Source organism: Streptomyces caelestis, from assembly GCF_014205255.1.
GTDB classification, from domain to species: domain Bacteria; phylum Actinomycetota; class Actinomycetes; order Streptomycetales; family Streptomycetaceae; genus Streptomyces; species Streptomyces caelestis.
On record NZ_JACHNE010000001.1, the window covers coordinates 8812696 to 8833452 of the forward strand.

The window sequence follows — 20757 nt, forward strand, 5'->3', positions numbered from 1 at the left end:
GAGTCCATGCGGCAGGGGGCGGCGGCAGCGGCGGGGGAGTGGCGGGACTGGCGGGTCGGTGACCGGGTCCTCGGTGTGTACGAGGTGACCGGTGCCCTCGGCCAGGGCGGCATGGGGCTCGTTCACCGGGTGAGGCACCTGGGGTGGGGCACCGATCTCGCCGTCAAGAGCCCGCGTCCGGAGCTCTTTCGGGACGAGGCGGACAAGGAACGGTTCGTCCGTGAGGCGGAGACGTGGGTGGGGCTGGAACTCCATCCGCACCTGTGCGGATGTCACTACGTGCGCACGATCGGCGGGGTGCCGCGGGTCTTCGCCGAGTACGTGAACGGCGGAAGCCTGCGCGAGTCGATCGACGAGGGCCGGCTCTACCGGGGAGCACGCGAGGAGGTGGTGGGCCGGATCCTGGACATCGCGATCCAGATGGCGCGCGGACTGGCGCACGCCCACCTCAGCGGGGTGGTGCACCAGGACGTCAAGCCGGGCAACGTGCTGCTCGACCGGCAGGGCACCGCGAAGATCACCGACTTCGGGCTCGCGCGGGCCCGGCACTTCGGTACCCGGCCGCCGTCCTTCGGCCGAGCGGCCGACGAGGCAACACTTCTGGTCACGCACGGCGGATTGACGCCCGCGTACGCCTCACCCGAGCAGGTGCGGGGCGCGCCCCTGAGCCGTCGCACCGATGTGTGGAGCTTCGCGGTCAGCGTGCTGGAGATGTTCACCGGGGCGGTGACGTGGGGAGTGGGGTCCGCCGCGGGGGCGGCGCTCGCCGCGTACCGGCTGAGCCCGCCGTCCGACGCTCCGGTGGCCTCGATGCCGGCCGCGCTCGCGGAGCTGATGGAACGCTGCCTGCGCGAGCGCGTCGAGGAGCGGCCCGGCGACCTGGCGGCGGTGGCCGGGGAGTTGGCCGAGGTGTACGCGCGGGAGGTCGCCCGGCCGTATCCACGCCGGGCGGAGAACGCCGCCGAGCACCGGGCCGACGGGCTGAACAACCGGGCGGTGTCCCTGCTCGACCTCGGCCGGACGCGGGAGGCGGAGGCCGCTCTCGCCGAGGCACACGCCGCCGACCCGCAGCACCCGCAGGCCACGTACAACCTCGGGTTGCTGAGGTGGCGGTCCGGCACGCTCGCGGACGACGCGCTGGTGGACCAGCTGGAGTCGGCCAGGGCGACTGCGGGAGGACCCTCGCCCGCCGACCACCTCCTCGCCCACGTGCACCTCCAACGCGGCGATCACGAGTCCGCCCTGCCCCTCCTGCGCGCCGCGGCCGCGACCGCGGAGGCGACCGCGGACGCGGACGCCGGTACCACCCTGCGCGACGCGCTCGCGCACGCCGAGCGCGAACACACCGCCGGCGGGCGCCTGCTCGCCACCTTCACCGGGCACCGGGCCTTACTGATCTTTTCGTAAGTTCGGTGGGTGTGGTGGCCGTGTGGGTGGGAGGCTGTCGGGGTGGCATATCAACCTTCCCCTTCGGTTGCCGGCTCCTCCCTTCCTCCTTTGTCTCGGCCTCAGTTGGCGGAGGCGCGTCGTGTTCGGGCAGTCGAGTTGTTCGAGGGCGGCGTCTCGAATGCGGAGATCGCGAGGGCGGTGGGGGTGTGTGCCGAGAGTGTGCGGCGTTGGCGGCGGGTGTGGGAGCAAGACGGTGCTTCGGGCCTGCGGCGACGGGCAGCCACCGGACGCCCACCCAAGCTGGACGACACCCAGGTCGAGATGGTCCGGGCCGCGTTGGAGCAAGGTGCCCAGGCTCATGGTTTCGAGGCCGACCTGTGGACCCTGGAACGAGTCGGCGCGGTCGTCACCCGGGCAACGGGGGTGGTGTTGTCGAGGGCGTCGGTGTGGCGGCTGCTGACCGGCCGGCTCGGATGGAGCCTGCAACGGCCCGAGCGGCGGGCGGTCGAGCGGGACGAGTCGGAGATCGCCCGCTGGATCGCGCACGAGTGGCCGCGCATCAAAAAGGGGCCGTGAACACACGTGCCTGGATCGTCTTCCTCGACGAATCAGGCGTCTCCCTGCTCCCTCAGATCCGCCGCACCTACTCGCCCCGAGGGCGGACTCCGCTCCTGCGGCACCGTCTGAACTGGAAGCGCGCGTCGATGGCCGGAGCCTTGGGCTACCACTCCACCGACCCCGATCGCGGGGCCCGCCTGTGCTTCCACCTCAAGCCCGGCAGCTACGACACCGCCGGGCTCATCGAGGTCCTGGAGCAGGTGAAGGTGTTCTACCGCGGCGAGCGAGTGGTCCTGGTCTGGGACGGCCTGTCCGCCCACTGGAGCCGGGCGATGCGGGCCTGGGTCGCCGAACAGGACTGGCTCACCCTGGAACGATTACCCGCCTACGCTCCCGAGCTGAACCCGGTGGAACTGCTGTGGTCCTCGCTCAAGAAGCGTGAACTCGCCAACCTCGCCGGCGACCACCTCGCCGATGTCGCCGACGCCACCGAGCAAGGCATCCACCGCATCAACACCAACCCCGGACTGCCATGGTCATTCCTCGCCCATACCGGCCTGACCATCCGTCCACCACACCCACCGAACTTACGAAAAGATCAGTAGTGCACGCGGTGAGTCTCAGCGCGGACGCGAGCCGCGCGCTGTCCGGCGACGACGCCGGCGACGTACGGCTGTGGGACACGGCCACCGGCCGCCCGCGCGCTCTCGAGGGACATCGGGCCGCCGTGCACGCGGTGTGTCTGAGCCCGGACGGCCGTCTCGCCCTGACGGGTGGGCATGACGGCGACGTACGGCTGTGGGACACCGGAACCGTCCGCTGCCTGCGCAGGCTCTCCGGGCACACCGGCTCGGTCCGCGCCGTCTGCCTCACCCCGGACGGGAGCACCGCCCTGACCGGCGGCTGGGACGGCACCCTGCGCTGGTGGGACGTGGCCACCGGCCACTGCCTGCGGGTCGTCGACTCCCCGGAAGGCCCGGGCGGGGTGGGCCGCGCGGTCGACGCCGCCTGCCTGAGCACCGACGGGCGGTTCGCCCTGTTCGTGGGCGGTCAGACCGTCCTCTGGGACCTGGTGGACGACCGCCGTGTGCTGACCCTGGACCGCGGCACGATCTGGCCGGCCGCACTGAGCCACGACCGGCGGCACGCGCTGACCGGCGGCGACGACCGGGCCCTGGTGTGGTGGGACCTGACGACCGGTCGGTCCCTGCGCATCTTGCGGGCGGACGCCCGGCCCCCCTGGACGGCCGAGCTGAGCGCCGACGGGCGGTTCGCGGTGTCAGGGGCCATCGGCGGCACGCTGCGCTGGTGGGAGCCCGCCACCGGGCGTTGTCTGCGCACCTACGACGCGCACTTCGCCCAGGTGACCTCGGTGAGCCTGAGCGCGGACGGACGGCGGGTGCTGACCGGGGGCGACCACAGGGTACGGCTGTGGCAGCTGCCCGCCCCTGACGCGTACACCGCACCCTTCCAGATCTGCCGCCCCCGCTCCCACACCGAACTCAGCCGGCACGACGACCGGGTCGCCGCGCTGCTGGACGACGCCGAGTCGGCCGCGGGGCGGCAGCGGTACGCGGACGCGCTGACCCTGGTGGCCGAGGCACGAGCCCTGCCGGGGCACGAGCGGGACACCCGTGCCCTGGCGGCCTGGCACCGGCTCTCGCTGGCCACCGTACGGACGGGGGTGCGGGGCGCCTGGCCCGCCGGGACCGTCGAGCTGCCCACCTCCGGTACGCAGGCCCACGCCACCGCTGACGGCCGGCGCGCCCTGTGCGCGGACCTCGGCACCTTGCGGCTGTGGGACTTCGAGGACGGCGGCCGGTGCGTGCGCACCTTCGACGGGCATGACGGAGCGGTCGAGGCCGTCTCCCTCCGCGCCGACGAACGCTTCGCCCTGTCGGGCGGGCAGGACGGGACGGTCCGCCTGTGGGACGTCCGCACCGGTCGCTGCCTGAGCGTCCTCGAAGGGCACGGGGGGAAGGTCCGCTCGGTGAGCTTCAGCGGTGACGGGCGCTTCGCCTTCTCCGGCGGGGAGGACGGATCCGTGCACTGGTGGGAGCTGGCGACCGGGCGGATGCTGCGGGCCTACGAGTACGGAGGGCAGGGGGTGTACTCGGTGTGCCCCAGCGCCGGCGGGCGGTTCGTTCTCTCCTCCGGCAAGGGCGGCAGGGCGCGGATGTGGGAGCTGGACTCCGGCCACCCCGCGCGGACCTTCGAGGACCTGGCCCGCAAGGCCGACATTGAGCCGGCGCCCCCGGGAATCCTGTACTCGGCCCAGCTCACCACGGACGGACAGCACGCGGTGACCGCCAACGGCGACGGGCGGGTGGCGCTGTGGGACGTGGCGGGCGGGCGGCGTCTGCACGTCTTCGACGAGCACGTCGGGAGCGACGGGCACGCGGAGCCGATGACGTCGGTGTCCCTGAGCATGGACGGCCGCTTCGCGCTGGCCGCCAACTGGGACACGACGGTGCGACTGCTGGATCTGCGGACCGGACGCTGCCTGCGCACCCTGGGCGGGCACCGGCGCTGGGTGCTGTCGGTCCATCTGAGTGCCGACGGGCGTTACGCGGTCTCCACCGGGACGGACGGGACCCTGCGCCGGTGGGAGCTCGACTGGGAGCTGGAGGCCAGGGAGCCGGCGGACTGGGACGAGGGCGCCCGCCCGCACCTGGAGGCGTTCCTCGCCGCGCACACGCCGTTCGGGCGGCCTGTGCCGACCGGCCTCCAGGTGGTGTCGTACGACTCCCGGCTGGCCCGGCACGGAAAGCCGGTGTGGTCCGAGGCCGACGCGGAGGCGCTGCTGCGTCACCTCGCACGTGCTGGATACGGGTGGCTGCGGGCGGACGGCGTCCGGGCCGAGCTGGAGCGGATGGCCGCGGCGTGGCAGGGTCCGCGTCCGCTGCCCGCACCGCGGCGGGGGCCGACGCGGGTGCTCAGTTCAGCAAGGTCTCGATATCGGGCTTGGCGAGGACACCTGCGCAGCTGACGCAGACCGGCCTGCGCAGCACACGCCGGGTCACGCACCGGTCGCAGAAGTAGGCGCGGCAGCCCGCACAGTGCCAGAAGACCACGGCCCAGTGCTCCGGGTCGCTCCTGGCGACCGGGTTGCCCCCCGGAACGCGCGACACGGACAGCAGGCGATCACAACCCCTCCGGGAACACATCATGACGGCCATGGGAACGGACCGTAGCAGCGCGGGGAGACGAGTGACAGGGTCCGAGCAACAAGCAGGCCGGCATCAGGAGTTGGAGGAGCCACCGCCTCCCGTGTGACTGCCGCCTGCCGTACGGGTCAACCGCCGGGCCTCGTCCTCGATCCTGCGGACCACGCTGCCGCCGCTGCCGTCATCCACCCCGCTGGCCAGCAACTGCGCGGCGACCGTGGTGAAGTACTGTGCGGCAGCCAGCACATGGCCGTAGGCGTCGACGGCCTCGCCGTCCCGCAGCCGCAACAGTGCCTGGGAAGCGTCGCTCATGACCCGGACGACCTGCTGCGAGAGCTGCGCGCGGGTCTCGGCGGGCAGCCCCACCGCCCGCCCCACCTGTCGTTGGATGCTGCCGCAGGACCGCTCCAGCTCTTCCAGCAGCGCGAAGTCACGGCGCACGGGAGGACCGACCCCCGCCGACGGGTTGGTGCTGCTCTGGAGCAGCCGATGGGTGAGCGCCCGCGGCTCGTACCGGTGCAGGTCGATGGCGTGGGTGGCACCCAGCGCGGGCCGGAAGCACGGATGGATGTGGAACTCCGTCTCGTGCGGCTGCACGGGCACGTGGGCCCCGCCCGTGTAGACCACGTCGTTGCCGCGCCGCACCCCCAGGAAGCCCACCCCGTACAGCGTGTCGACCACGCCGGGCGCGGTGAGCCCCTCGGCGTACGCGGGATACTGGCGGTGGAGCGTCTCGGCGACGGTGTCGAAGCGGGCCTCCAGCGCACTGCGCATCACGACGTAGCCGGTGTTCTGGAACATCACGAACAGCTGTGCCAGGAAGGGTTGGGTGACCAGGTACTCCTTCGCCAGGTCCTGCAGCTTCCACTCCGAGAACTGCCGGGTGGCGAGCAGGACATCGCTCTCGTGGATGCTCTCGTGCCCCCGCTCGACGGCGGTGTCCCGGCACACGTTGAGGTATTGGATCGCGTCGCGCGGGCGGGGCAGGGCGCGGCCGAAGAGGAAGTCAGCGGTGTCCTCGCCGCCCACGGCCGGCGGGAAGACCTCCCGCCACAGCCGGTCGCCGGTCAGCTCGGCGCCGGCCGACGCGCGGGCCCGGGCGAGAGCGAGGCCCCGCAGGCCGGTGGCGGTCCACTGGATGCGCAGCTCCTCGCTGTGGAACTTGTCGCCCTCGCTGAAGTTGAGGGTGTCGTAGATGTCGGAGCGCAGGAAGAGCAGACAGCGCAGCGCCTTGCCGTACGCGCCCGAGACATGCTTCGCCGCCAGCAGCAGCCCGATGACCATGGCGTTGCTGTCCGGGTCGCTCGACCAGATCTGCTCCAGCTGGTCCACGAGCAGCAGGAGCGGGGCGTGCGAGCCCGCGCAGTCCAGATCGGCGAACGCCTCCGCCACGCCCCGCTCGACGACCTCCAGCTGACGTGCGGCGCGGGCGCCTTCGGACGCCGGCGGGGCACCGCCCACATCCACCGCCGCCTTGACACCGAAGGCTTCGAGGGACAGCGACGTCTGCAGCCCGGTCACGCCGTGGAGCAGCCGGTCGTAGAGGCCGGACTCGTCCGCGGACTCGCCGTTCGCGCGGAGGAATCGCCGCAGTGCCTTGACCGGGCGGGGCAGTCGCCGCAGCCCGTGCACCTGCTTGGTGTGGGCGACGATGTGCCGTGCGGCCTGGACGGCGAAGACGTAACGCCAGATCAGCGACTTGGCAGTGTCACCGGTGAGCCCCTGCAGCTCGAATCGGCGGATCTCGTCGCCCGCCGCGTCGTCGGGAGTGATCAGGGCGGTGCCGCCGGGGTGGACGCCGGCGGCGGTCAGATGCATGCAGATGGCGCTCTTGCCGGAGCCCTTGCGGCCGATGATGAGCATCTTGCGGCCGGACACGGCCGCATCGTAGGCGGCGGTCCGCAGGAACCCCTCGCGCAGCAGGCCGTCGGACATGTCCCGCTCGGCGTCCTCCCGCCCGAAGTACAGGCGCTCGACCACACCCGACGGCCCCGTCATGAATCCCCCAACTCCCGTGCTCCGCTTGGTTCTCGCTGCGCATGATGCCAGCTTGCGGCCGCCGGTTCCCGCCGGTTCGCGCCTGGCGCCGCGCACAGCGAGATTCGGCCCCACTCGGCCCCCGACAACATGGACGCCGCCACCAACCCCGGCGTGCCGCTGGCTCTTCTCCGGTCGCCGGGCAGACCAGCCGTTCCTTGCGGGCTGAGTTCCTCGGGGTGGGGGCTGGCCCCACTCCGGATCATCCGCTGTGTTCTGGGGCACATAAGGCCGCTTGGGCCCGGCCTCAACCTGCGCCGGTGGGTTGCGGCTCGCGTTGCGCGCGCCGGTAGCGGCCGGGAGCGACACCGTAGGCGCGCTTGAAGGCGTTGGCGAAGGCGAACTCCGAGGTGTAGCCGATCTGTTGGGCCACCGTGGCCAACGGGTCGTCACCGTCGCGCAGCATCCGCGCCGCGGTGCTCAGCCGCCACCACGTCATGTACGCCATCGGCGCCTGCCCCACCGTCCGGGTGAACCGCCTCGCGAATGCCGTCCTCGACATGCCGACGTGATGGGCAAGTTTTTGCACCGTCCACGGGTACCCGGTGCGGCGGTGGATGTGGTTGAGAGCCGCGGCCACTGCCGGATCGGTCAGAGCGGCGCACCAGCCGGCGGTCGGGTTGCGGGAAGTTTCCTCACGCAGCCACGCGCGAAGGACGTACACCAACAGCAGATCCAGGAGGGCGGGTAGGGCGGCGTCCGTTCCTGGGCCGGCGTCCGCCAGGTCCGCGCCGAGGAGATCGACAGTGGCCCGCAGCGCGGGATTCATGCCCGGTCGCGCGGGTATGTGGATCACCTGAGGAAGGGCGTGCAGGAAGGGGTGCACCTGCCCCCGGTCGAGCCGGTAGGCACCGCACAGCAGGACGGTGCCGCTCATAGCCTGGTCGGTCCTGGAGCTGTGCGCTCCCGACAGGTCCGCGCGTTCCGGGACCGGGTCGGGCGGCAGGAGGGCCGGCATCACGCCCGGATCGCTGCCCATGCCGTGCATGGCTCCGTGGGGGAGGAAGACGACGTCGCCTGCGCTCAGCCGGATCGCGTCGCCGTCCGAGGGCAGCAACCAGCAACCGCCGCGCAGCACGATGTGGAAGCCGGCCCCCGGGTAGGGGCCGAAGCGGTTGCCCCACTCCCCGTCGCGGTAGGAGTGGGTGAACTTGGGACGGCCGCCCCTCATCGTGGCGATCACATCGCTGACGACGTCCATGAGCCGACTCTACCTGTCCGCCTCGCCGGCGGGACGATGGCGTATGTTCTGGCCCATCTCACGCATGGAAAGGACCAGTTGTTCCTCCGTACGGTCGAGTTCACCGGATCCCGATCCCGACGGAGGAAACCCAATCATGCCCGCATACGTCGTCATCGACCTCAACGTCACCGACCCGGCCGGATTCCAGCAGTACATCGACGGTGTGACTCCGCTCATTGAGCGGGCCGGCGCCCGCAATCTGCTGATCGATGAGGACGCCGTGGTCCTCGAAGGCGACTGGACGCCCTCGACCCTGGTCATCCACGAGTTCCCTTCCAAGGCCGACCTGCAGGAGTTCTGGGACGCGCCGGAGTACCAGCCCCTGAAGGAAATGCGGCGCAAGTACTCAGCGGTCAAGGTCGTCGGGGGCCAGAGCCCCGACGCATCCTGACGTCGCGGCCCGCCGGCTGGCTACGTGTGGTTGTGACTCACGCGGCTGTCCCCAACTGCCTCGTCCGAGTTGTCTAGCGGCTCGCCCGGAAGGGGCCCAGTGCTGCGGCAGCCGCGACATCTTGGAGGCCAGTGTCCACCTCTCGCGTTCGCGGGACAGCTCGCCCGGAAGGAAGAAGCCGAGGGCTTCGGCGAGTGGCTTGCGTCCTGTGTTCACCAATGCCCGCACAGCTGCCGGACTTGTTCGTCGGTAGCTGACACTGCCGCTCGGGACGCACGAGCGTGACGTCCCGCGTCTGTCTGGTGCCCCATCCAGTGGCGAACGACCAGCCTGTCCACGGGTGTCCGGGCCTGGCCCGAGAAGCAGGCCGGCGACCGGGATGATGTGAAGGCGGAAGCTGCTGAACGACCGCCGCTTCGACAAGTAGCGGAGAGCGTTCGGCGCGTGGACCGACGAGCGGGCAGGAGCGAGGGTGACCGACCGAACCGGCGCCGACCAGCCGGCCTCGCAGCCCTACATCGCCCTGGTGGTGATGGAGGCGACCACCTCTTCCCCGGCCGCGGCCGGGGAAGAGGAGCAGCCCCTGTACCAGGAGAACATCGTCCTGGTGCACGCGACCGACGAGCGGTCCGCCAGAGAGCGGGTCGAACGACGGGCGCGCCAGGCGGAAACGAGCTACGTGAACGACCGGCAGGAGACGGTCACCTGGCAGCTCCGGGCGATCGTCGACGTGAAGGAGGCCGAGGACACCGATCTCGGTCGTGACGCCGACCTGTACACGCGTCACTTTCGTGACTGGGCGGCGTACGAACGGGTGGAGCCACTGCTCGCTCGCGACAGCGACGGCGCCTCACGCGTGTCTCTTTGACGGGTTGGTCAGTTGATCGGATGTCTCTGTCCGATAGTGATCACCGATGCGATGTGGGACCGGATCGAGCCGTTGATGCCGGCGGATCCGGTCCGCGGGCGGCGGTGGGCCGACCACCGCCGCACTCTTGAGGCCATCGCGTGGAAGTACCGCACCAACTCGCCCTGGCGGGACCTGCCCGACGAGCTCGGCTCTTTCCAGAGCGCTCACAAGCGGCTGATCAGATGGGCCGTGGACGGCACCTGGGAGATGATCTTCGCCGCCGTCCTGGCGGCGGCGGACGCCGATGCGACATCGACTGGGCGGTGTCGGTGGACTCCACCGTCGTCCGGGCTCACCAGCACGCTGCCGGAGCACTCAAAAGGGGGCGGCCCGCTCCGGCGAGCCCGCCGATCACGTGCTCGGACGCTCCCGCGGCGGGCTGACCAGCAAAGTCCATCTACTCTCCGACGACCGAGCCCGCCCGCTGCGCTGGCTGACCTCGCCCGGTCAGCGGGGTGGCAGCCCGGTGTTCGCCCCGGTGCTGGACGGCTTACGTATCCGGCGCCGCGGCACGGGCCGCCCGGGTAGCCGGCCGGACCGGGTGCGCGGCGACAAGGTGTACTCCAGCCGGACAACCGCGCCTACCTGCGGCGGCGCGGGATCAAGGCCACCCTCGCTCATCCGCTTGCCGCCGGCTTCGGTCGCCTGGTGGTTTGCTGTAGTGAACCGCCGGGCGGCGACCTATCGTGCTGGCCGATGATCCCGGCGGGGATCCGGCGGGATGCCTGTTGTGACGGGCAGGGAACCCCCGCCGGTCCAGGCCGTCAGTCCTCGCCGCGCCGCCGGTTTCGTTACCGGGGCGAAGAGCGCTTTCGGTTGGGGTCCAGCCGGTAGTCGGGACATTCGCGGTTCTGACATGGGCCCGGGCCCCACACGGGAACGAAGACGCCGAGGCTCTTGTGGCGGTGGACTGCGGCTGGCACGGATTTCTTGCACGTCGGGCATACGAATGCTGCTGACTTGCGCTTTATTTTGACCATTTTTTTACTATATGACCGTTCTGCCGCGTCGGGAAGTGCCCTGCCTCTTCGCCGACCCGAGCGCGGGCGGGCTCCACCGTCCCCGCCCGGTACACCGGCTGGAGGCTCAGGGGCATCCGTCACGGGCAGTGCGCTGGGCGTCTCGGACTGCTCGGTGGCCGCGGAGGCATTCTGTTCGTCGGCCTGTTCCAGAACGCCTATCGGGGCGGGCCTTTTGAGGCTGAGCACCACTGAACCTGTCAGGACGACGACAATGATCGCGAGACTGATGGGTGAGGGGATTTCCGGGATGCTCGGGCTGATCAGCTTGTGGGATGCCTGGAGGATGAGCTTGACCCCGATGAAGGCGAGGATGACCGCCAGTCCCTTGTTCAGGTAATGGAAGCGGTCCAGCAGGCCGGCGAGCATGAAGTAGAGGGCTCGCAGGCCGAGGATGGCGAAGGCGTTGCTGGTGTAGACGATGAAGGCGTCGTCGCTGACCGCGAGGACGGCGGGCACGCTGTCGACGGCGAAGATCAGGTCGGCGGCCTCGATGGCGGCGACCACCGCGAGCAGCGGGGTCGCCATCCGTATGCCGGCTTCCTTGACGAAGAACTTCGCCCCGGCGTACTCGTCCCGCACCGGGATGAGCTTGCGGAGCATCCGTACGGCGAAGCTCTTGCCCGGGTCGAAGCTCTCCTCCTCGTCCTTGAGGAGCTTGTAGGTGCTGTAGAAGAGGATCGCGGCGAAGGCGAACAGCACCGCGGTGAAGCGGCTGACCACGGCCACGCCGAGAGAGAGGAAGATCCCGCGGAAGACGAGCGCGCCGATGACGCCGAAGAACAGCACGCGGTGCTGGTAGGCGCGGGGCACCTTGAAGTACGCGAAGATCACGGCGAAGACGAACAGGTTGTCGACCGACAGGCTCTTCTCCAGCAGCCACGCCGTCGTGTACTCGGTGCCCGCCGTGGTGCCGAGGACGAGGAAGACGACCGCGCCGAAGATCAGGGCGAGGCTCACCCACAGGCCGCTCCAGGCGGCGGCCTCCTTGAAGCCGATGACGTGCGCGGTGCGGTGGGACAGCAGGTCCACCGCCAGCGACACGACCACCGTCGCGGCGAACGCCCCCCACAGCCAGAGCGGGACCTCAAGCACGCCGAACACCCTCACTATGGCCCGCGCGAGTACGCCGGCCCTATACAGGAGTGTCCGGCATTGCGCTCCCGGAGGCACGCGGAGCGGGTGAGGCCGGCCGGAGGCACGATCCTCACGAGGCAGGGGATGGCGCGCGTGCGCTACGGGTCGAGTTCGACGTCACGCAGGGCCAGCAGGGACCGCAGGCGGAGAACATCCGGCCGGCGTGACCGACAGCGCCCCGCAAGGACGGATCGGCCCTGGGGGAGTGACACACTGCCGGTCACCGGTGCGCTGCCGGTGCTGCGCACACCTGAGGTCCCTCCGGTGTGCGCCCCGACTCCTCCCCGTTCCCCTCCGGGCGAACCGCGGCGGCCGCCTCCACGGCCGCCGCGGCCTGCGCGGTGCCCGCAGTCATCGTGGCCATCGAACGCGTGCAATCCGGCGCACACCATCCCAGCGATGTCGCCACTGGCGCGACGATCGGCCTGGCCAGTGCCTGGCTTACCCGGCACGTCCCGCGCCTGATCCCGCGCCGCTGGACCAGCTACGCGGGGACGTCGGTTCGGTGCCGGGCGTGGAGGCAGGTCACCAGTAGTGTCGGCGGCCGGCGACTGCGTGTCCCATGGATCCCATGATCCACAGGATGGCGCCGATGACCGCGAGGATGATCCCGATCGTCCACAGGATCGATATGCCGGTAACGAAGCCGACAACCAGCAGAATGATGCCGAGCAGGAGCATGACCGCCTCCATTCCGCAGTAGTGCTGCTTTCACTGTGGACCTCGGCGCGGCTTTAGGGAAGCCCCGGTGTCTTCTGAGCTCGCTGCGTGGTGCGACACGGCCAGCTCCTGCGCATCCAGCGCGGCTGCGGTTGGCATCAAGAGCCTGGTGGTGGCCTGCCCTGGGTTCCGGCAATGGCCTGTCCTGCGAACCTTCGGGGCGCCCGGACGGGTGTGGCCAGGGGTGCGGTGACGTCCCACCCAGGCGCCTCGCGGCAGCTGCATTCCCGGATGTCGGGATTTCGGTGGCCCGCTGCCGCCGGGGAGTGGGGTCGTGCGCCGCGTGCGCGGTGTCGGCCCGCGGGGTCAGACGTGGGCGACGACCAGCAGGGCGAAGGCGGCGATGATGACGGCGACGCGGACGTAGTGGAGGCGGTCCCAGCGGTTCATCTGCTGCTTCCAGTCGGCGGGCCGGTTGTCAGGGGTCCACGTCTTGCCCCGGTTGTTGATCGGGACGAGCAGCAGGATCGACATGATCACGCTGAAGATCAACAGCGCGCCGGCGGTGACGACGAGGCCGGTGCCGTGGTGGTGCCATCCGGCGATGGCCCAGACCGCGACGAGAATGAGCGAGGTGATGTACCAGACCGGCATCACGGCGCCGAGCATCCGGCCCCCGTGGGCGCGGCCGAGTTGGCCGCTGTCGCCGGGGAGTGCGTTGAGGATCGGGTTGATGACGAAGGCGACGGAGAACTCCACCCCCACCATCACGCCGACGACCACGATGGTGAAGACCTCAAGTGCGGTGAGCATGATGTCCCTCCGGTTTTCTAGCATTGCTAGGTGACGAGGCAACGCTAGTACTGCTGCCGCTCGATTATCTAGCAATGCTAGGATCGAGTCATGTCGGTACAGGAACGCAAGGAGCGCGAACGGGCGGTCCGCGAACGCCTCATCGTGGCGACGGCCCGCCAACTCGCCGAGCAGCAGGGCTGGGACGCGGTCACGACTCGCCGGCTCGCCGAACGCATCGAGTACAGCCAGCCCGTCCTCTACAGCCACTTCCGCGGCAAGCGGGAGATCATCGGCGCCGTCGCCCTCGAAGGCGCCGCCGAGATGGCCGCGATGCTGAGAGCCGCGACCCGCGCCGCGGACGGCCCGCGCGCCCGGGTCGCCGCGCTGGCCCGCGCCTATCTCGACTTCGCCGAATGCAACCCGGCGGTCTACGACGCCATGTTCCAGCTCGACGGCGGCCTGGCGTTCGCGGACGAGGACACCCCGGAGCCTCTGCAGGACGCCTTCGCCGCCCTGCTGGAGAGCCTCGGCGAGGTCGCCGGGGACGGCGTCCACCCGGGGCTGTTCACCGAGGTGTTCTGGGCGGCCCTGCACGGGCTGGCCACTCTGACCCGAGCGGGACGGCTGCCGCCGGAGGACACCGAGTCGAGGGTGGAGCTGCTGGTAGACCGGCTGGCCATGGTCTGACACACCATCTCGGCAGGCACGCAGCCGGGGCCCTCGGGCCCCGCCACTGCCTGCCGGCGGCATCGCTTCCGGTTACTCGCGCCCACACGGCGCAGCCGCAGATCGCCGGGCCCCCGGCCCACAGACGGGCACCCGCCCCGCAAGCTGCGATGCTCATTGATCAAGACCCGATAAGCGCCCAGACGGTGCTCAGTCGGAGCCCACGGTGAACTCCTGCCAGTGGATTCCGTCAGTGGATATCCGGTAGTGCCCGTTGCCGTAGCTGTCGGCCCACAGCCAGCCGATCGGGGTGCTGGTGACGGACCCCGCCGCGCGTTGCGAGTCGCCGGCCCGCTGGAACGTCCTGGCGCGGCCGGTGCTGCGCCATACTCCCCTCTCTCCGTACACCGTGAGGCTGCCGTCGTCGGCCGCGACGACGTCGCCGAGCGAGGAGAGCGGCTCGACGCCCCTGCGGTAGGTCCACAGGCGGGTCCAGGTGTGGCCGCCGTCGGTGCTGGTGTGGAGCGCGCGGAGGCCGTTCTTCACCTCTTCGTGTTCGGGGAGCTGGCCCGTCTGCTGCGCGTACAGGCCGCCCCTTCCGGCAACGACCTGGTACCGCCAGCGGGAAGAGCATCGCGAGCAGCGCCAGCCCAAGAGGCCCTGTTCTCATACCCGCCCGCCCAGCAGCGATCGGGACTCCCGTTCGACCGACACCGCTCGTGATCGGAAAGGCAACAGCCTCTGACTAGCTCAACGCCCACATGAAGGCCAGGTGGGTAGTGAAATGATCTTGGTCCTGGATCATGCGGGCACGTCGGCACTGCCGCGACCACAATCGCCTCCCGGAGATGAGTGAACCGCTGATCACGTGGGCTGCGATCACGCTGATGACCAGAAGGCTCACCCGACGCAAGGGCCGCCCCGCCGACCCTTGTTGACATCGACGACGTCGGCAGCGGGCGGCGCCTTGGCATCGACCGGCTTGTTGTAGTCCAGCGTCGTCTCGCCGGGCAGGGCGCCACCACTCCTGCTGGATTTCAGGATGTACGGCTGGCCTTCGGTTGCGACGTGCCACCTGTCGGTGACCCCGGCCTGCTCCCTGGTCAGCGTGATCGCTTGCTGGCCATCGACCTCAGTGGTGCCTTCTTGCCGCCGGTCTTCGCGTCCGGAGCCAGAAGCCCCCAACGCAGTAGCTCGTTGCCAGACCATGTGGGTCGCCTCCCACAGGGGTCTTCCACCAGCGGTGCACTACTGGGGCCTGGACCCGGGCGCGGACGGCTCCTGCACCCAGTGCGGATCCGGCCACACCAGGCGCGGCACCATTTACGACCCGAAGTGCACCGGCGGGGAACTGACCAACTGCTGACGACGCGGACCGTCGCGAGCCCGCGACCTGGGTCGTCTGACACCGCACCGAAGCAAACGAAGGCCCGTACGCCCCTCCAAGGGCCGTTTCCAGGCTGAAGACCTGGAAGCCCTCCGCGACTGCCGGTTGAAAGGCGCCGGCGTCCACCACGCCATGCTCGGCATCGCCCGCCTGCACAACCTCACACTGGCCGGATGAGAGGCAGCGGCGCTGGCCAACTGGCATAGCGTAGATCATTTGTGGGACAACGCTTAGCTGACACCGCACCCGCTTGGCGTGAACCAGCCATCCTCTTGGCGCAATCCTGCCATCGCGACCGGCGGGTGCTCCGGCGCACCTACTCTCGGTTCCATCGGCGTGATCCACGCAGATCTCCGCAGGTGTGCCACGGCGCCGGGCCGATCGTAGCCTGACGAAGACGAGGCCGGGACGGAGTTGACAATGACCGGTACCCATCCGGACCGAGCCGGCGGCCGGGGCCCGGGAATCATCGCGGTACTCGGTGCGTTCGTTCTCAACGGCGCGCTTCTTGGCTCGTGGGCCCCTCGGGTGCCGGCGCTGGCCGCGCAGATCGGTGCGGACGAGGGTGCGTTGGGGCTGTCTCTGCTCGGTGCCAGCGCAGGTATGATCGCCGCTTCGATTCTCGCCGGTCGGCTGTGCGCGGCGTTCGGCGCTCGCGTTGTGATGACGGTGTCCGGCGTTGCCGGGTCCGCGATGCTTCCGGCTCTGGGACTGGCGAGGTCGCCCGCGACGCTCGGCCTGCTGCTGATCGTGCTCGGCGCAATGGTCGGCGTGATGGACGTGGCGATGAACGTGTCCGGCGTGACAGTGACCCGGCGGACCGGCCGGGCGATCATGCCGCTGTTCCACGCGGCCTTCAGTTTCGGCACGCTGGCCGGTTCGGTCGGCGCCGCGGTCGCGGCCGGACAAGGGCTGGCGCCGAGCCGTCATTTTGTCATCGTCGCGGTGATCTGCGGCAGCGTCACCGTCGGCATCGCCCGCTGGATTCCTGTTGAGGAACTACTGAGGGCGCCCGCAGAGAGCGGGCGCGCCGGGCGGGCACCGTTCAGGCGACCGGTGCTGTGGCTGCTCGGCGGCGTGGCACTGTGTGCCTCGATAGCCGAAGGAGCGACCGCGGACTGGTCGGCGCTGTTCGGTGTGCAGGAGCGCGGTCTCAGCGAGGCCACCGGCGCCCTGATCTACTCGTGCTTCTCGATCACCATGGCGGGCACCCGCTTGTGCGGTGAGGCGATTCAGCGTCGTTGGGGCGCACCACGGATGCTCATCGGGGGTGCGGTGATCGGTGGGCTGGGGCTGGTCACCGCGGTCATGGCGCCGTCGCCGGCGCTCACCTTCGCCGGCTTCGCTGTCGCTGGTGTCGGTTTGGCGTACGCGTCTCCCGTCGTCATGGAGTTGAGTGGCGCGGCCGGGCGACGGGCCGATGGGGGCGGTGGTGAGCGCGAGGTCGCGTTTGCGACAACCATTGCCTACAGCGGGTTCTTGCTCGGGCCTCCGATGGTGGGCGGCGTCGCCGAGCTGACCAGCCTGCCGGTCGCGCTTGGCGCTGTCGCGGTGCTCGTGTTGTTGATCGGCCCGCTGACTCTGGCCGCGGGTACTTTCCGGCGCCGGGAGTTGTCGTCGGCCGAGGAGCCAGGGGCGAACCCCGCCCGGGGCAGAGCGATCCGGCGCACAACGGGCTGAGTCCGCCGCGACGGTCGTAGGCGGGGGTTCGTCAGGATGTGCAAGCCCTGCGTCGTCGTCGAGTGCGTCCGCGTGTACGCGCGTGGCCCCAAGTAGTTCCAGAACCTCGGTGACGTTGCGCCGGGTAGATCCTGTCCAGGACCCTCCGCTGCGTCGTAGTGACCAGTCGTCACGAAAGTTCGAGGCTAAAAACCGACCGGTCGCCTCCACTGCAGGACACGACCTGGATGACACGACTGTTCGATCTCCAGGCGGCCTGCTGCCGGAACAACGCGTAGGGCGGCATGCCCCGCACATACGTCGCATCGCGGGACTGCGACTCCATGGCTCTACGACGCCGTTGTGGGCCGAGACGGCGTGTCGGCCCACGTAGCCACTCCGCTGTGGTGCTTGGCCCAGTGGGGTGGGGGAGGGCTGAAGGAATGCTCCGCCGGCGGCCTCGCGCTGGGCGTTGTCCAGGAGCTGCCCGAAGTGGTCGATGTCGTCGCCGAGGACCGGCACGAATGTCTCCAGGACGTCGCGGTGTGGCAGGGCCGTGGCTTCGCGGGTGGAGGCGACGGCGCCGGTGCCCAGCAGCCAGCAGCTGGCGACCGCCACGTCGCTTGGTGCTGGGCGTCCCGCGCGCAGGTGCAGGGTGTGCACGGCGGCGCGGAGCCGTTCGGCGGCGGGCATGGGAGGGTTGTCCGGCTTCACCGGCGTCTCGCGGTACTTCTCGCTGAGTTTCTCGGACTCCCAGACGGTCCGCGGAACCTCCGTGTCGGCGCCGCAGGTCTGGGTGAACTTCCGTGTGCGGGACCAGGGTTGGCACGCGTTCGCCGGAGAGATGCGCGACAGGTAGGAGGCGGAGCATCCGATGCGGCTGCTGACCTCCCTGTTAGTGAGCTGAGCGGTGCGGATCGGCACCGAAAGGATCCGTGCCAGACGGTTGTACGCCGCTCCGGATGGTTCGATCGGGGCGGATTGATCGGGGCCTTCCCCTCCTGAGTCGCGGGACTCACCCGCGATGTCCCCGCCGGCGGCTTCCTCCGGAGATGCGGCGGCATGCGGGGCAGTGCTGTTGAAGAGGCTGGCGAGTGAGGTGAGTACCGCCTCGGAGCGGTTGAAGCGCGCGAGGCGCCGCAGGATGTACCCCTCGGTGTAGTGGCGGCGGGCGGTGTCTTCGCTGACACGCAGGATGGAGCTGATGGTGGACCAGGTGAAACGTCGGTACGGACCCGGCCGACCACCGCCGCCGTCAGGCCATCGAGCTGCTGCTCGTGCAACTGGGCGAAACGGCAGCAGTACATGGACCGAGCCACCCGAGTTCCTCGGGATCCCGGCCCAGCCGTGACCTGCTGGACCTCTGCCCATGCAGACCCGCACTGGGCTGGCCTCGTTGGGCCTCTGCGGATCTTGGACTGGGAGGGATGGGGGCAAGCTCCGGACGGCTTCGACGGCGCCACGCTCTACGCCTTCTCGCTGCTCCAGGCGGACACCGCCGCCCGCGTCCGCGACGCCTTCCCCGCGCTGGGCAGCCCGGCTGATCTCGCCGCCGAAGCGACCGTGTGCACCCTCGCCGTACGGACCCACTTGAGTGGTGTGGCCGGCCACCGGGATGCCACGATCGCGGGGACGATCGGCGGCCTCGGAGCGCTGGCCCTCTCCGCCACGGCCCTGATAGCAGGAATCGCATAACGCGTCCGGGACGCCCACGGCCTCGCTCGGCCCTCGATCTCCTGCAGCCGATCTCCGCTATCGGGGACCGAGTTCGTCAGGGCTGACGGACGAAGATCGCGCAGTCTGGGCATTCGTCGAGATATCGGTAGCGGCACTCGACAGTGTGTTGGAGGAAGACGATCGCCTGTTGCCTGCTGATGACTTCGTTTTCGAGCGCTGCGATCTTCGCTCTCACGACCCTCTGTGCCTCTGATTTCTTCGGAGCCATCGCGGCGGTGACCTCGGGCAGTGAGAGCCCAACCCGCCGCAGTTTCAGCACGGTTCGCGCCTGCTCCAAGGCATCGTCATCATAGACGCGGTAGCCGTTCGCATCTCCCCCACGGTGAGTGCCCCGACCTGCTCCCAGTGGCGCAAGACGTGTGTGTCGACGCCGAGTCGCGCGGCGGCCTCGCCGATCGTCATCCTCACGCTCGCCCCTTGCCTTCAGGTCGACCTGAACCTCTAGTTTCTCAAGCATGCATGATTTCCCTTGTCTTGGTGATGCTCGTGCCGGAACGGTCCTGGTAACAGGCGCGACAGGCAACGTCGGCCGTGAGATCGTCGCGCGTCTCGTAACCCACGGGGCGGCCGTGCGGCGCCTCGATCGCCGCCAGGTCGAGTCGCACCCAGGGGTGGAGTCGGTGGTTGGCGACCTGACAGACCCCGCTTCCGTTCGCGAAGCACTCGTCGGAGTCGACACCGTCTTTCTCGTTTGGCCACTGCTGGACTGCGCCGCTGCTCAGCCGCTGATCACGGAGCTCGCCGCGGCGGCACCACGCCTGGTCTACCTGTCCTCGACAGCCATCGACGATGACGCTGATCGCCAAAGCGATCCGATTGTTCAGGTGCACGCTGATATGGAAGCGTTGCTCCATAGTGGGGAGCTTTGCCTCACTGTGATGCGCAGCGACACCCTGGCATCGAACACGCGTGGTTGGTCGGCACAGTTGCGATCGGGTGACGTGGTGAGGGGCCCGAATATTGCGCGCACAGCAGTCGTGGACGAGCGTGATGTCGCTGCGGCGGCTGTAGCGGTCATGCTCGGGCACCATAATGGGTTCGTTCGCGACACCTACTTGTTGACCGGACCCGAGCTTCTCAGCAGAGCTGAGCAGGTCAACATCCTTGGCGCCGAACTCGGACGAGACTTGCGATTCGAAGCAGTTCCAGCGGATCTCGCGCGCGCACGAATGCTGGCGGACGGTCGTCCGGAGCCGCTTGTCGATGCGCTGATCGCGGCGTCGGTGCGACGACACGAATCGGACCTCATCACAGATCATGTCGAGCTTCTCACCGGCCAGCCGTCCGGCACCTTTGCTCAGTGGGTCATCGACAACCGAGGCGAGTTTGGACGGCAGCCATGATCGGTCCCGTCGATCAGCTTCACACCAAGTGATGACCACAGCAGGCAAGGACAGTGCCCGAGGATATCCGTTCTGCGGAGGATCAGGGATGCGGGCTCCCCCGCGGGCATGCGCACGAGCGCCTCCACGGCCGGCCCGCCCGTCGGCGACAGCTTCATCGTGTGCCAGCGCTCGAGGCGAACGTGGATCCCGCGAAGGCGACCGCTGCACCAGTACCCGGTCGGCTGCACGGCCTCACCGACCGGCTCGGCGCGGCGTGACAATGCCTTTCCCCGTGCCCGGTGCCGCTTTGCGTACGACCAGGTCACCGAGGTCATCAAGGCCGGGATGGCGAACAGCGGGGCGAAAGCGAAGCCCCAGACGGTCTGTGCCGTACCGCTCGACATGTACGTCTGGCTCTCGGCGGTGAAAGCGACCACGAGTTGCCACAGTGCCACCAGGACCAGGACGCCGGAGGCGGTCCAGGCCAGCGGGGCGAGGACCCTGGGGTGCAGCGGCCTCCACCGGTCGCTGACGAGCAGCAGCGGAAACAGAGCGGCCGACTCAGTGAGGACGGAGAGGCCGACGACGTATGCGATGCCCCAGCCGGGGATGTCGAAGACGTCGCGCAGCACCTGGTCGCTGTAGCCCACATGGACACCGGACGCCATGGTGATGCG

Annotated in this window: 19 protein-coding genes and 4 pseudogenes; 14 read left to right on the top strand and 9 right to left on the bottom strand. The window is 69.7% G+C overall.

The features are described 5' to 3' along the window. Positions 1 to 6 precede the first annotated feature (6 nt). From HDA41_RS39905 to HDA41_RS39920, 4 genes are read left to right on the top strand one after another with little or no spacing between them, the layout of a single operon-like run. Positions 7 to 1407 carry a serine/threonine-protein kinase gene (locus tag HDA41_RS39905; RefSeq protein WP_230299751.1) on the top strand — a complete coding sequence of 467 codons (1401 nt, stop codon included), beginning with the start codon at positions 7 to 9 and terminating at the stop codon, positions 1405 to 1407. A gap of 42 nt (positions 1408 to 1449) precedes the next feature. Further along, positions 1450 to 1965: a winged helix-turn-helix domain-containing protein gene (locus HDA41_RS39910; RefSeq protein ID WP_230299892.1), complete on the top strand. Its 516-nt coding sequence runs from the start codon at positions 1450 to 1452 to the stop codon at positions 1963 to 1965. Further along, positions 1962 to 2552, top strand: a complete 591-nt coding sequence (locus HDA41_RS39915) for a transposase (protein ID WP_184985255.1) — start codon at positions 1962 to 1964, stop codon at positions 2550 to 2552. The genes HDA41_RS39910 and HDA41_RS39915 overlap by 4 nt, the downstream gene beginning before the upstream one ends. Positions 2553 to 2560: 8 nt before the next feature. Continuing rightward, the gene (locus tag HDA41_RS39920) at positions 2561 to 4936 is read left to right on the top strand and encodes a WD40 repeat domain-containing protein (RefSeq protein WP_230299864.1); all 2376 of its coding nucleotides are present in this window, start codon (positions 2561 to 2563) and stop codon (positions 4934 to 4936) included. A gap of 253 nt (positions 4937 to 5189) precedes the next feature. Here the strand turns inward: HDA41_RS39920 and HDA41_RS39925 are convergent, their stop codons facing one another. Together HDA41_RS39925 and HDA41_RS39930 are read right to left on the bottom strand one after the other, a co-directional pair. After that, entirely contained in the window at positions 5190 to 7112 is a 1923-nt protein-coding gene (locus HDA41_RS39925; protein ID WP_184992873.1) for a P-loop ATPase, Sll1717 family, read from the bottom strand. Between the two features lie 286 nt (positions 7113 to 7398). Beyond that, entirely contained in the window at positions 7399 to 8352 is a 954-nt protein-coding gene (locus tag HDA41_RS39930; protein WP_184992875.1) for an AraC family transcriptional regulator, read from the bottom strand. 136 nt (positions 8353 to 8488) lie between these two features. Here HDA41_RS39930 and HDA41_RS39935 point away from each other — a divergent pair, with 136 nt between their 5' ends. From HDA41_RS39935 to HDA41_RS39945, 3 genes and pseudogenes are all read left to right on the top strand, one after another. Then, complete coding sequence (locus HDA41_RS39935) at positions 8489 to 8785, top strand: DUF1330 domain-containing protein (RefSeq protein ID WP_184992877.1); 297 nt, start codon at positions 8489 to 8491, stop codon at positions 8783 to 8785. 472 nt (positions 8786 to 9257) lie between these two features. Continuing rightward, the gene (locus tag HDA41_RS39940) at positions 9258 to 9653 is read left to right on the top strand and encodes a DUF4288 domain-containing protein (protein WP_184992879.1); all 396 of its coding nucleotides are present in this window, start codon (positions 9258 to 9260) and stop codon (positions 9651 to 9653) included. Positions 9654 to 9704: 51 nt separating this feature from the next. Continuing rightward, a pseudogene (locus tag HDA41_RS39945) lies at positions 9705 to 10319 on the top strand (IS5 family transposase); the annotation flags it as partial. A gap of 550 nt (positions 10320 to 10869) precedes the next feature. Here HDA41_RS39945 and HDA41_RS39950 read toward each other — a convergent pair. After that, positions 10870 to 11809: pseudogene (locus HDA41_RS39950) on the bottom strand (TerC family protein); the annotation flags it as partial. 308 nt (positions 11810 to 12117) lie between these two features. On the opposite strand from HDA41_RS39950, the gene HDA41_RS42535 reads away from it, so the two are divergent. Beyond that, positions 12118 to 12426 carry a phosphatase PAP2 family protein gene (locus HDA41_RS42535; protein ID WP_184992883.1) on the top strand — a complete coding sequence of 103 codons (309 nt, stop codon included), beginning with the start codon at positions 12118 to 12120 and terminating at the stop codon, positions 12424 to 12426. Here HDA41_RS42535 and HDA41_RS39960 read toward each other — a convergent pair. Continuing rightward, complete coding sequence (locus HDA41_RS39960) at positions 12377 to 12532, bottom strand: DUF6131 family protein (RefSeq protein WP_086173352.1); 156 nt, start codon at positions 12530 to 12532, stop codon at positions 12377 to 12379. The genes HDA41_RS42535 and HDA41_RS39960 overlap by 50 nt on opposite strands. A 345-nt stretch (positions 12533 to 12877) precedes the next feature. Beyond that, on the bottom strand, positions 12878 to 13324 hold the full coding sequence (locus tag HDA41_RS39965; protein ID WP_184992885.1) for an anthrone oxygenase family protein: 447 nt from the start codon (positions 13322 to 13324) through the stop codon (positions 12878 to 12880). 90 nt (positions 13325 to 13414) lie between these two features. Here HDA41_RS39965 and HDA41_RS39970 point away from each other — a divergent pair, with 90 nt between their 5' ends. Continuing rightward, positions 13415 to 13993 carry a TetR/AcrR family transcriptional regulator gene (locus tag HDA41_RS39970; protein ID WP_184992887.1) on the top strand — a complete coding sequence of 193 codons (579 nt, stop codon included), beginning with the start codon at positions 13415 to 13417 and terminating at the stop codon, positions 13991 to 13993. A 189-nt stretch (positions 13994 to 14182) separates the two neighbouring features. Here HDA41_RS39970 and HDA41_RS39975 read toward each other — a convergent pair whose 3' ends face one another. Continuing rightward, the gene (locus tag HDA41_RS39975) at positions 14183 to 14518 is read right to left on the bottom strand and encodes a hypothetical protein (RefSeq protein ID WP_184992889.1); all 336 of its coding nucleotides are present in this window, start codon (positions 14516 to 14518) and stop codon (positions 14183 to 14185) included. A gap of 224 nt (positions 14519 to 14742) precedes the next feature. On the opposite strand from HDA41_RS39975, the pseudogene HDA41_RS42115 reads away from it, so the two are divergent. Then, positions 14743 to 14880, top strand: a pseudogene (locus tag HDA41_RS42115) (IS5-like element IS4811 family transposase); the annotation flags it as partial. Here HDA41_RS42115 and HDA41_RS39980 read toward each other — a convergent pair. After that, on the bottom strand, positions 14873 to 15181 hold the full coding sequence (locus HDA41_RS39980) for a hypothetical protein (protein ID WP_184992891.1): 309 nt from the start codon (positions 15179 to 15181) through the stop codon (positions 14873 to 14875). The pseudogene HDA41_RS42115 and the gene HDA41_RS39980 overlap by 8 nt on opposite strands. Before the next feature lie 245 nt (positions 15182 to 15426). Between HDA41_RS39980 and HDA41_RS39985 the strand changes: the two are divergent. The 3 genes and pseudogenes from HDA41_RS39985 to HDA41_RS39995 form a co-directional block, all read left to right on the top strand. Beyond that, positions 15427 to 15536: pseudogene (locus HDA41_RS39985) on the top strand (IS5/IS1182 family transposase); the annotation flags it as partial. A gap of 243 nt (positions 15537 to 15779) precedes the next feature. Further along, the gene (locus tag HDA41_RS39990; protein WP_184992893.1) at positions 15780 to 17039 is read left to right on the top strand and encodes an MFS transporter; all 1260 of its coding nucleotides are present in this window, start codon (positions 15780 to 15782) and stop codon (positions 17037 to 17039) included. A gap of 1392 nt (positions 17040 to 18431) precedes the next feature. Then, positions 18432 to 18713 carry a hypothetical protein gene (locus HDA41_RS39995; RefSeq protein ID WP_184992895.1) on the top strand — a complete coding sequence of 94 codons (282 nt, stop codon included), beginning with the start codon at positions 18432 to 18434 and terminating at the stop codon, positions 18711 to 18713. Between the two features lie 76 nt (positions 18714 to 18789). Here the strand turns inward: HDA41_RS39995 and HDA41_RS43045 are convergent, their stop codons facing one another. Further along, entirely contained in the window at positions 18790 to 19212 is a 423-nt protein-coding gene (locus HDA41_RS43045; RefSeq protein ID WP_230299865.1) for a MerR family transcriptional regulator, read from the bottom strand. Here HDA41_RS43045 and HDA41_RS40005 point away from each other — a divergent pair. Then, positions 19211 to 20098 (top strand): NmrA family NAD(P)-binding protein, encoded by an 888-nt coding sequence (locus HDA41_RS40005; RefSeq protein ID WP_184992897.1) that lies wholly within the window; start codon positions 19211 to 19213, stop codon positions 20096 to 20098. The genes HDA41_RS43045 and HDA41_RS40005 overlap by 2 nt on opposite strands. Here the strand turns inward: HDA41_RS40005 and HDA41_RS42120 are convergent. Then, positions 20053 to 20712, bottom strand: coding sequence for a hypothetical protein (locus HDA41_RS42120; RefSeq protein WP_260423398.1), 660 nt, complete (start codon positions 20710 to 20712; stop codon positions 20053 to 20055). The genes HDA41_RS40005 and HDA41_RS42120 overlap by 46 nt on opposite strands. Between the last annotated feature and the right edge of the window lie 45 nt (positions 20713 to 20757).

Bases quoted from the DNA above. Each gene is read 5' to 3' on its own strand.
- HDA41_RS39905 (WP_230299751.1), top strand. From the start codon at position 7: ATGCGGCAGGGGGCGGCGGCAGCGGCGGGGGAGTGGCGGGACTGGCGG.
- HDA41_RS39925 (WP_184992873.1), bottom strand. From the start codon at position 7,112: ATGACGGGGCCGTCGGGTGTGGTCGAGCGCCTGTACTTCGGGCGGGAG.
- HDA41_RS39930 (WP_184992875.1), bottom strand. From the start codon at position 8,352: ATGGACGTCGTCAGCGATGTGATCGCCACGATGAGGGGCGGCCGTCCC.
- HDA41_RS39935 (WP_184992877.1), top strand. From the start codon at position 8,489: ATGCCCGCATACGTCGTCATCGACCTCAACGTCACCGACCCGGCCGGA.
- HDA41_RS39960 (WP_086173352.1), bottom strand. From the start codon at position 12,532: ATGCTCCTGCTCGGCATCATTCTGCTGGTTGTCGGCTTCGTTACCGGC.
- HDA41_RS39965 (WP_184992885.1), bottom strand. From the start codon at position 13,324: ATGCTCACCGCACTTGAGGTCTTCACCATCGTGGTCGTCGGCGTGATG.
- HDA41_RS39970 (WP_184992887.1), top strand. From the start codon at position 13,415: ATGTCGGTACAGGAACGCAAGGAGCGCGAACGGGCGGTCCGCGAACGC.
- HDA41_RS39980 (WP_184992891.1), bottom strand. From the start codon at position 15,181: ATGGTCTGGCAACGAGCTACTGCGTTGGGGGCTTCTGGCTCCGGACGC.
- HDA41_RS39990 (WP_184992893.1), top strand. From the start codon at position 15,780: ATGACCGGTACCCATCCGGACCGAGCCGGCGGCCGGGGCCCGGGAATC.
- HDA41_RS40005 (WP_184992897.1), top strand. From the start codon at position 19,211: ATGCATGATTTCCCTTGTCTTGGTGATGCTCGTGCCGGAACGGTCCTG.
- HDA41_RS43045 (WP_230299865.1), bottom strand. From the start codon at position 19,212: ATGCTTGAGAAACTAGAGGTTCAGGTCGACCTGAAGGCAAGGGGCGAG.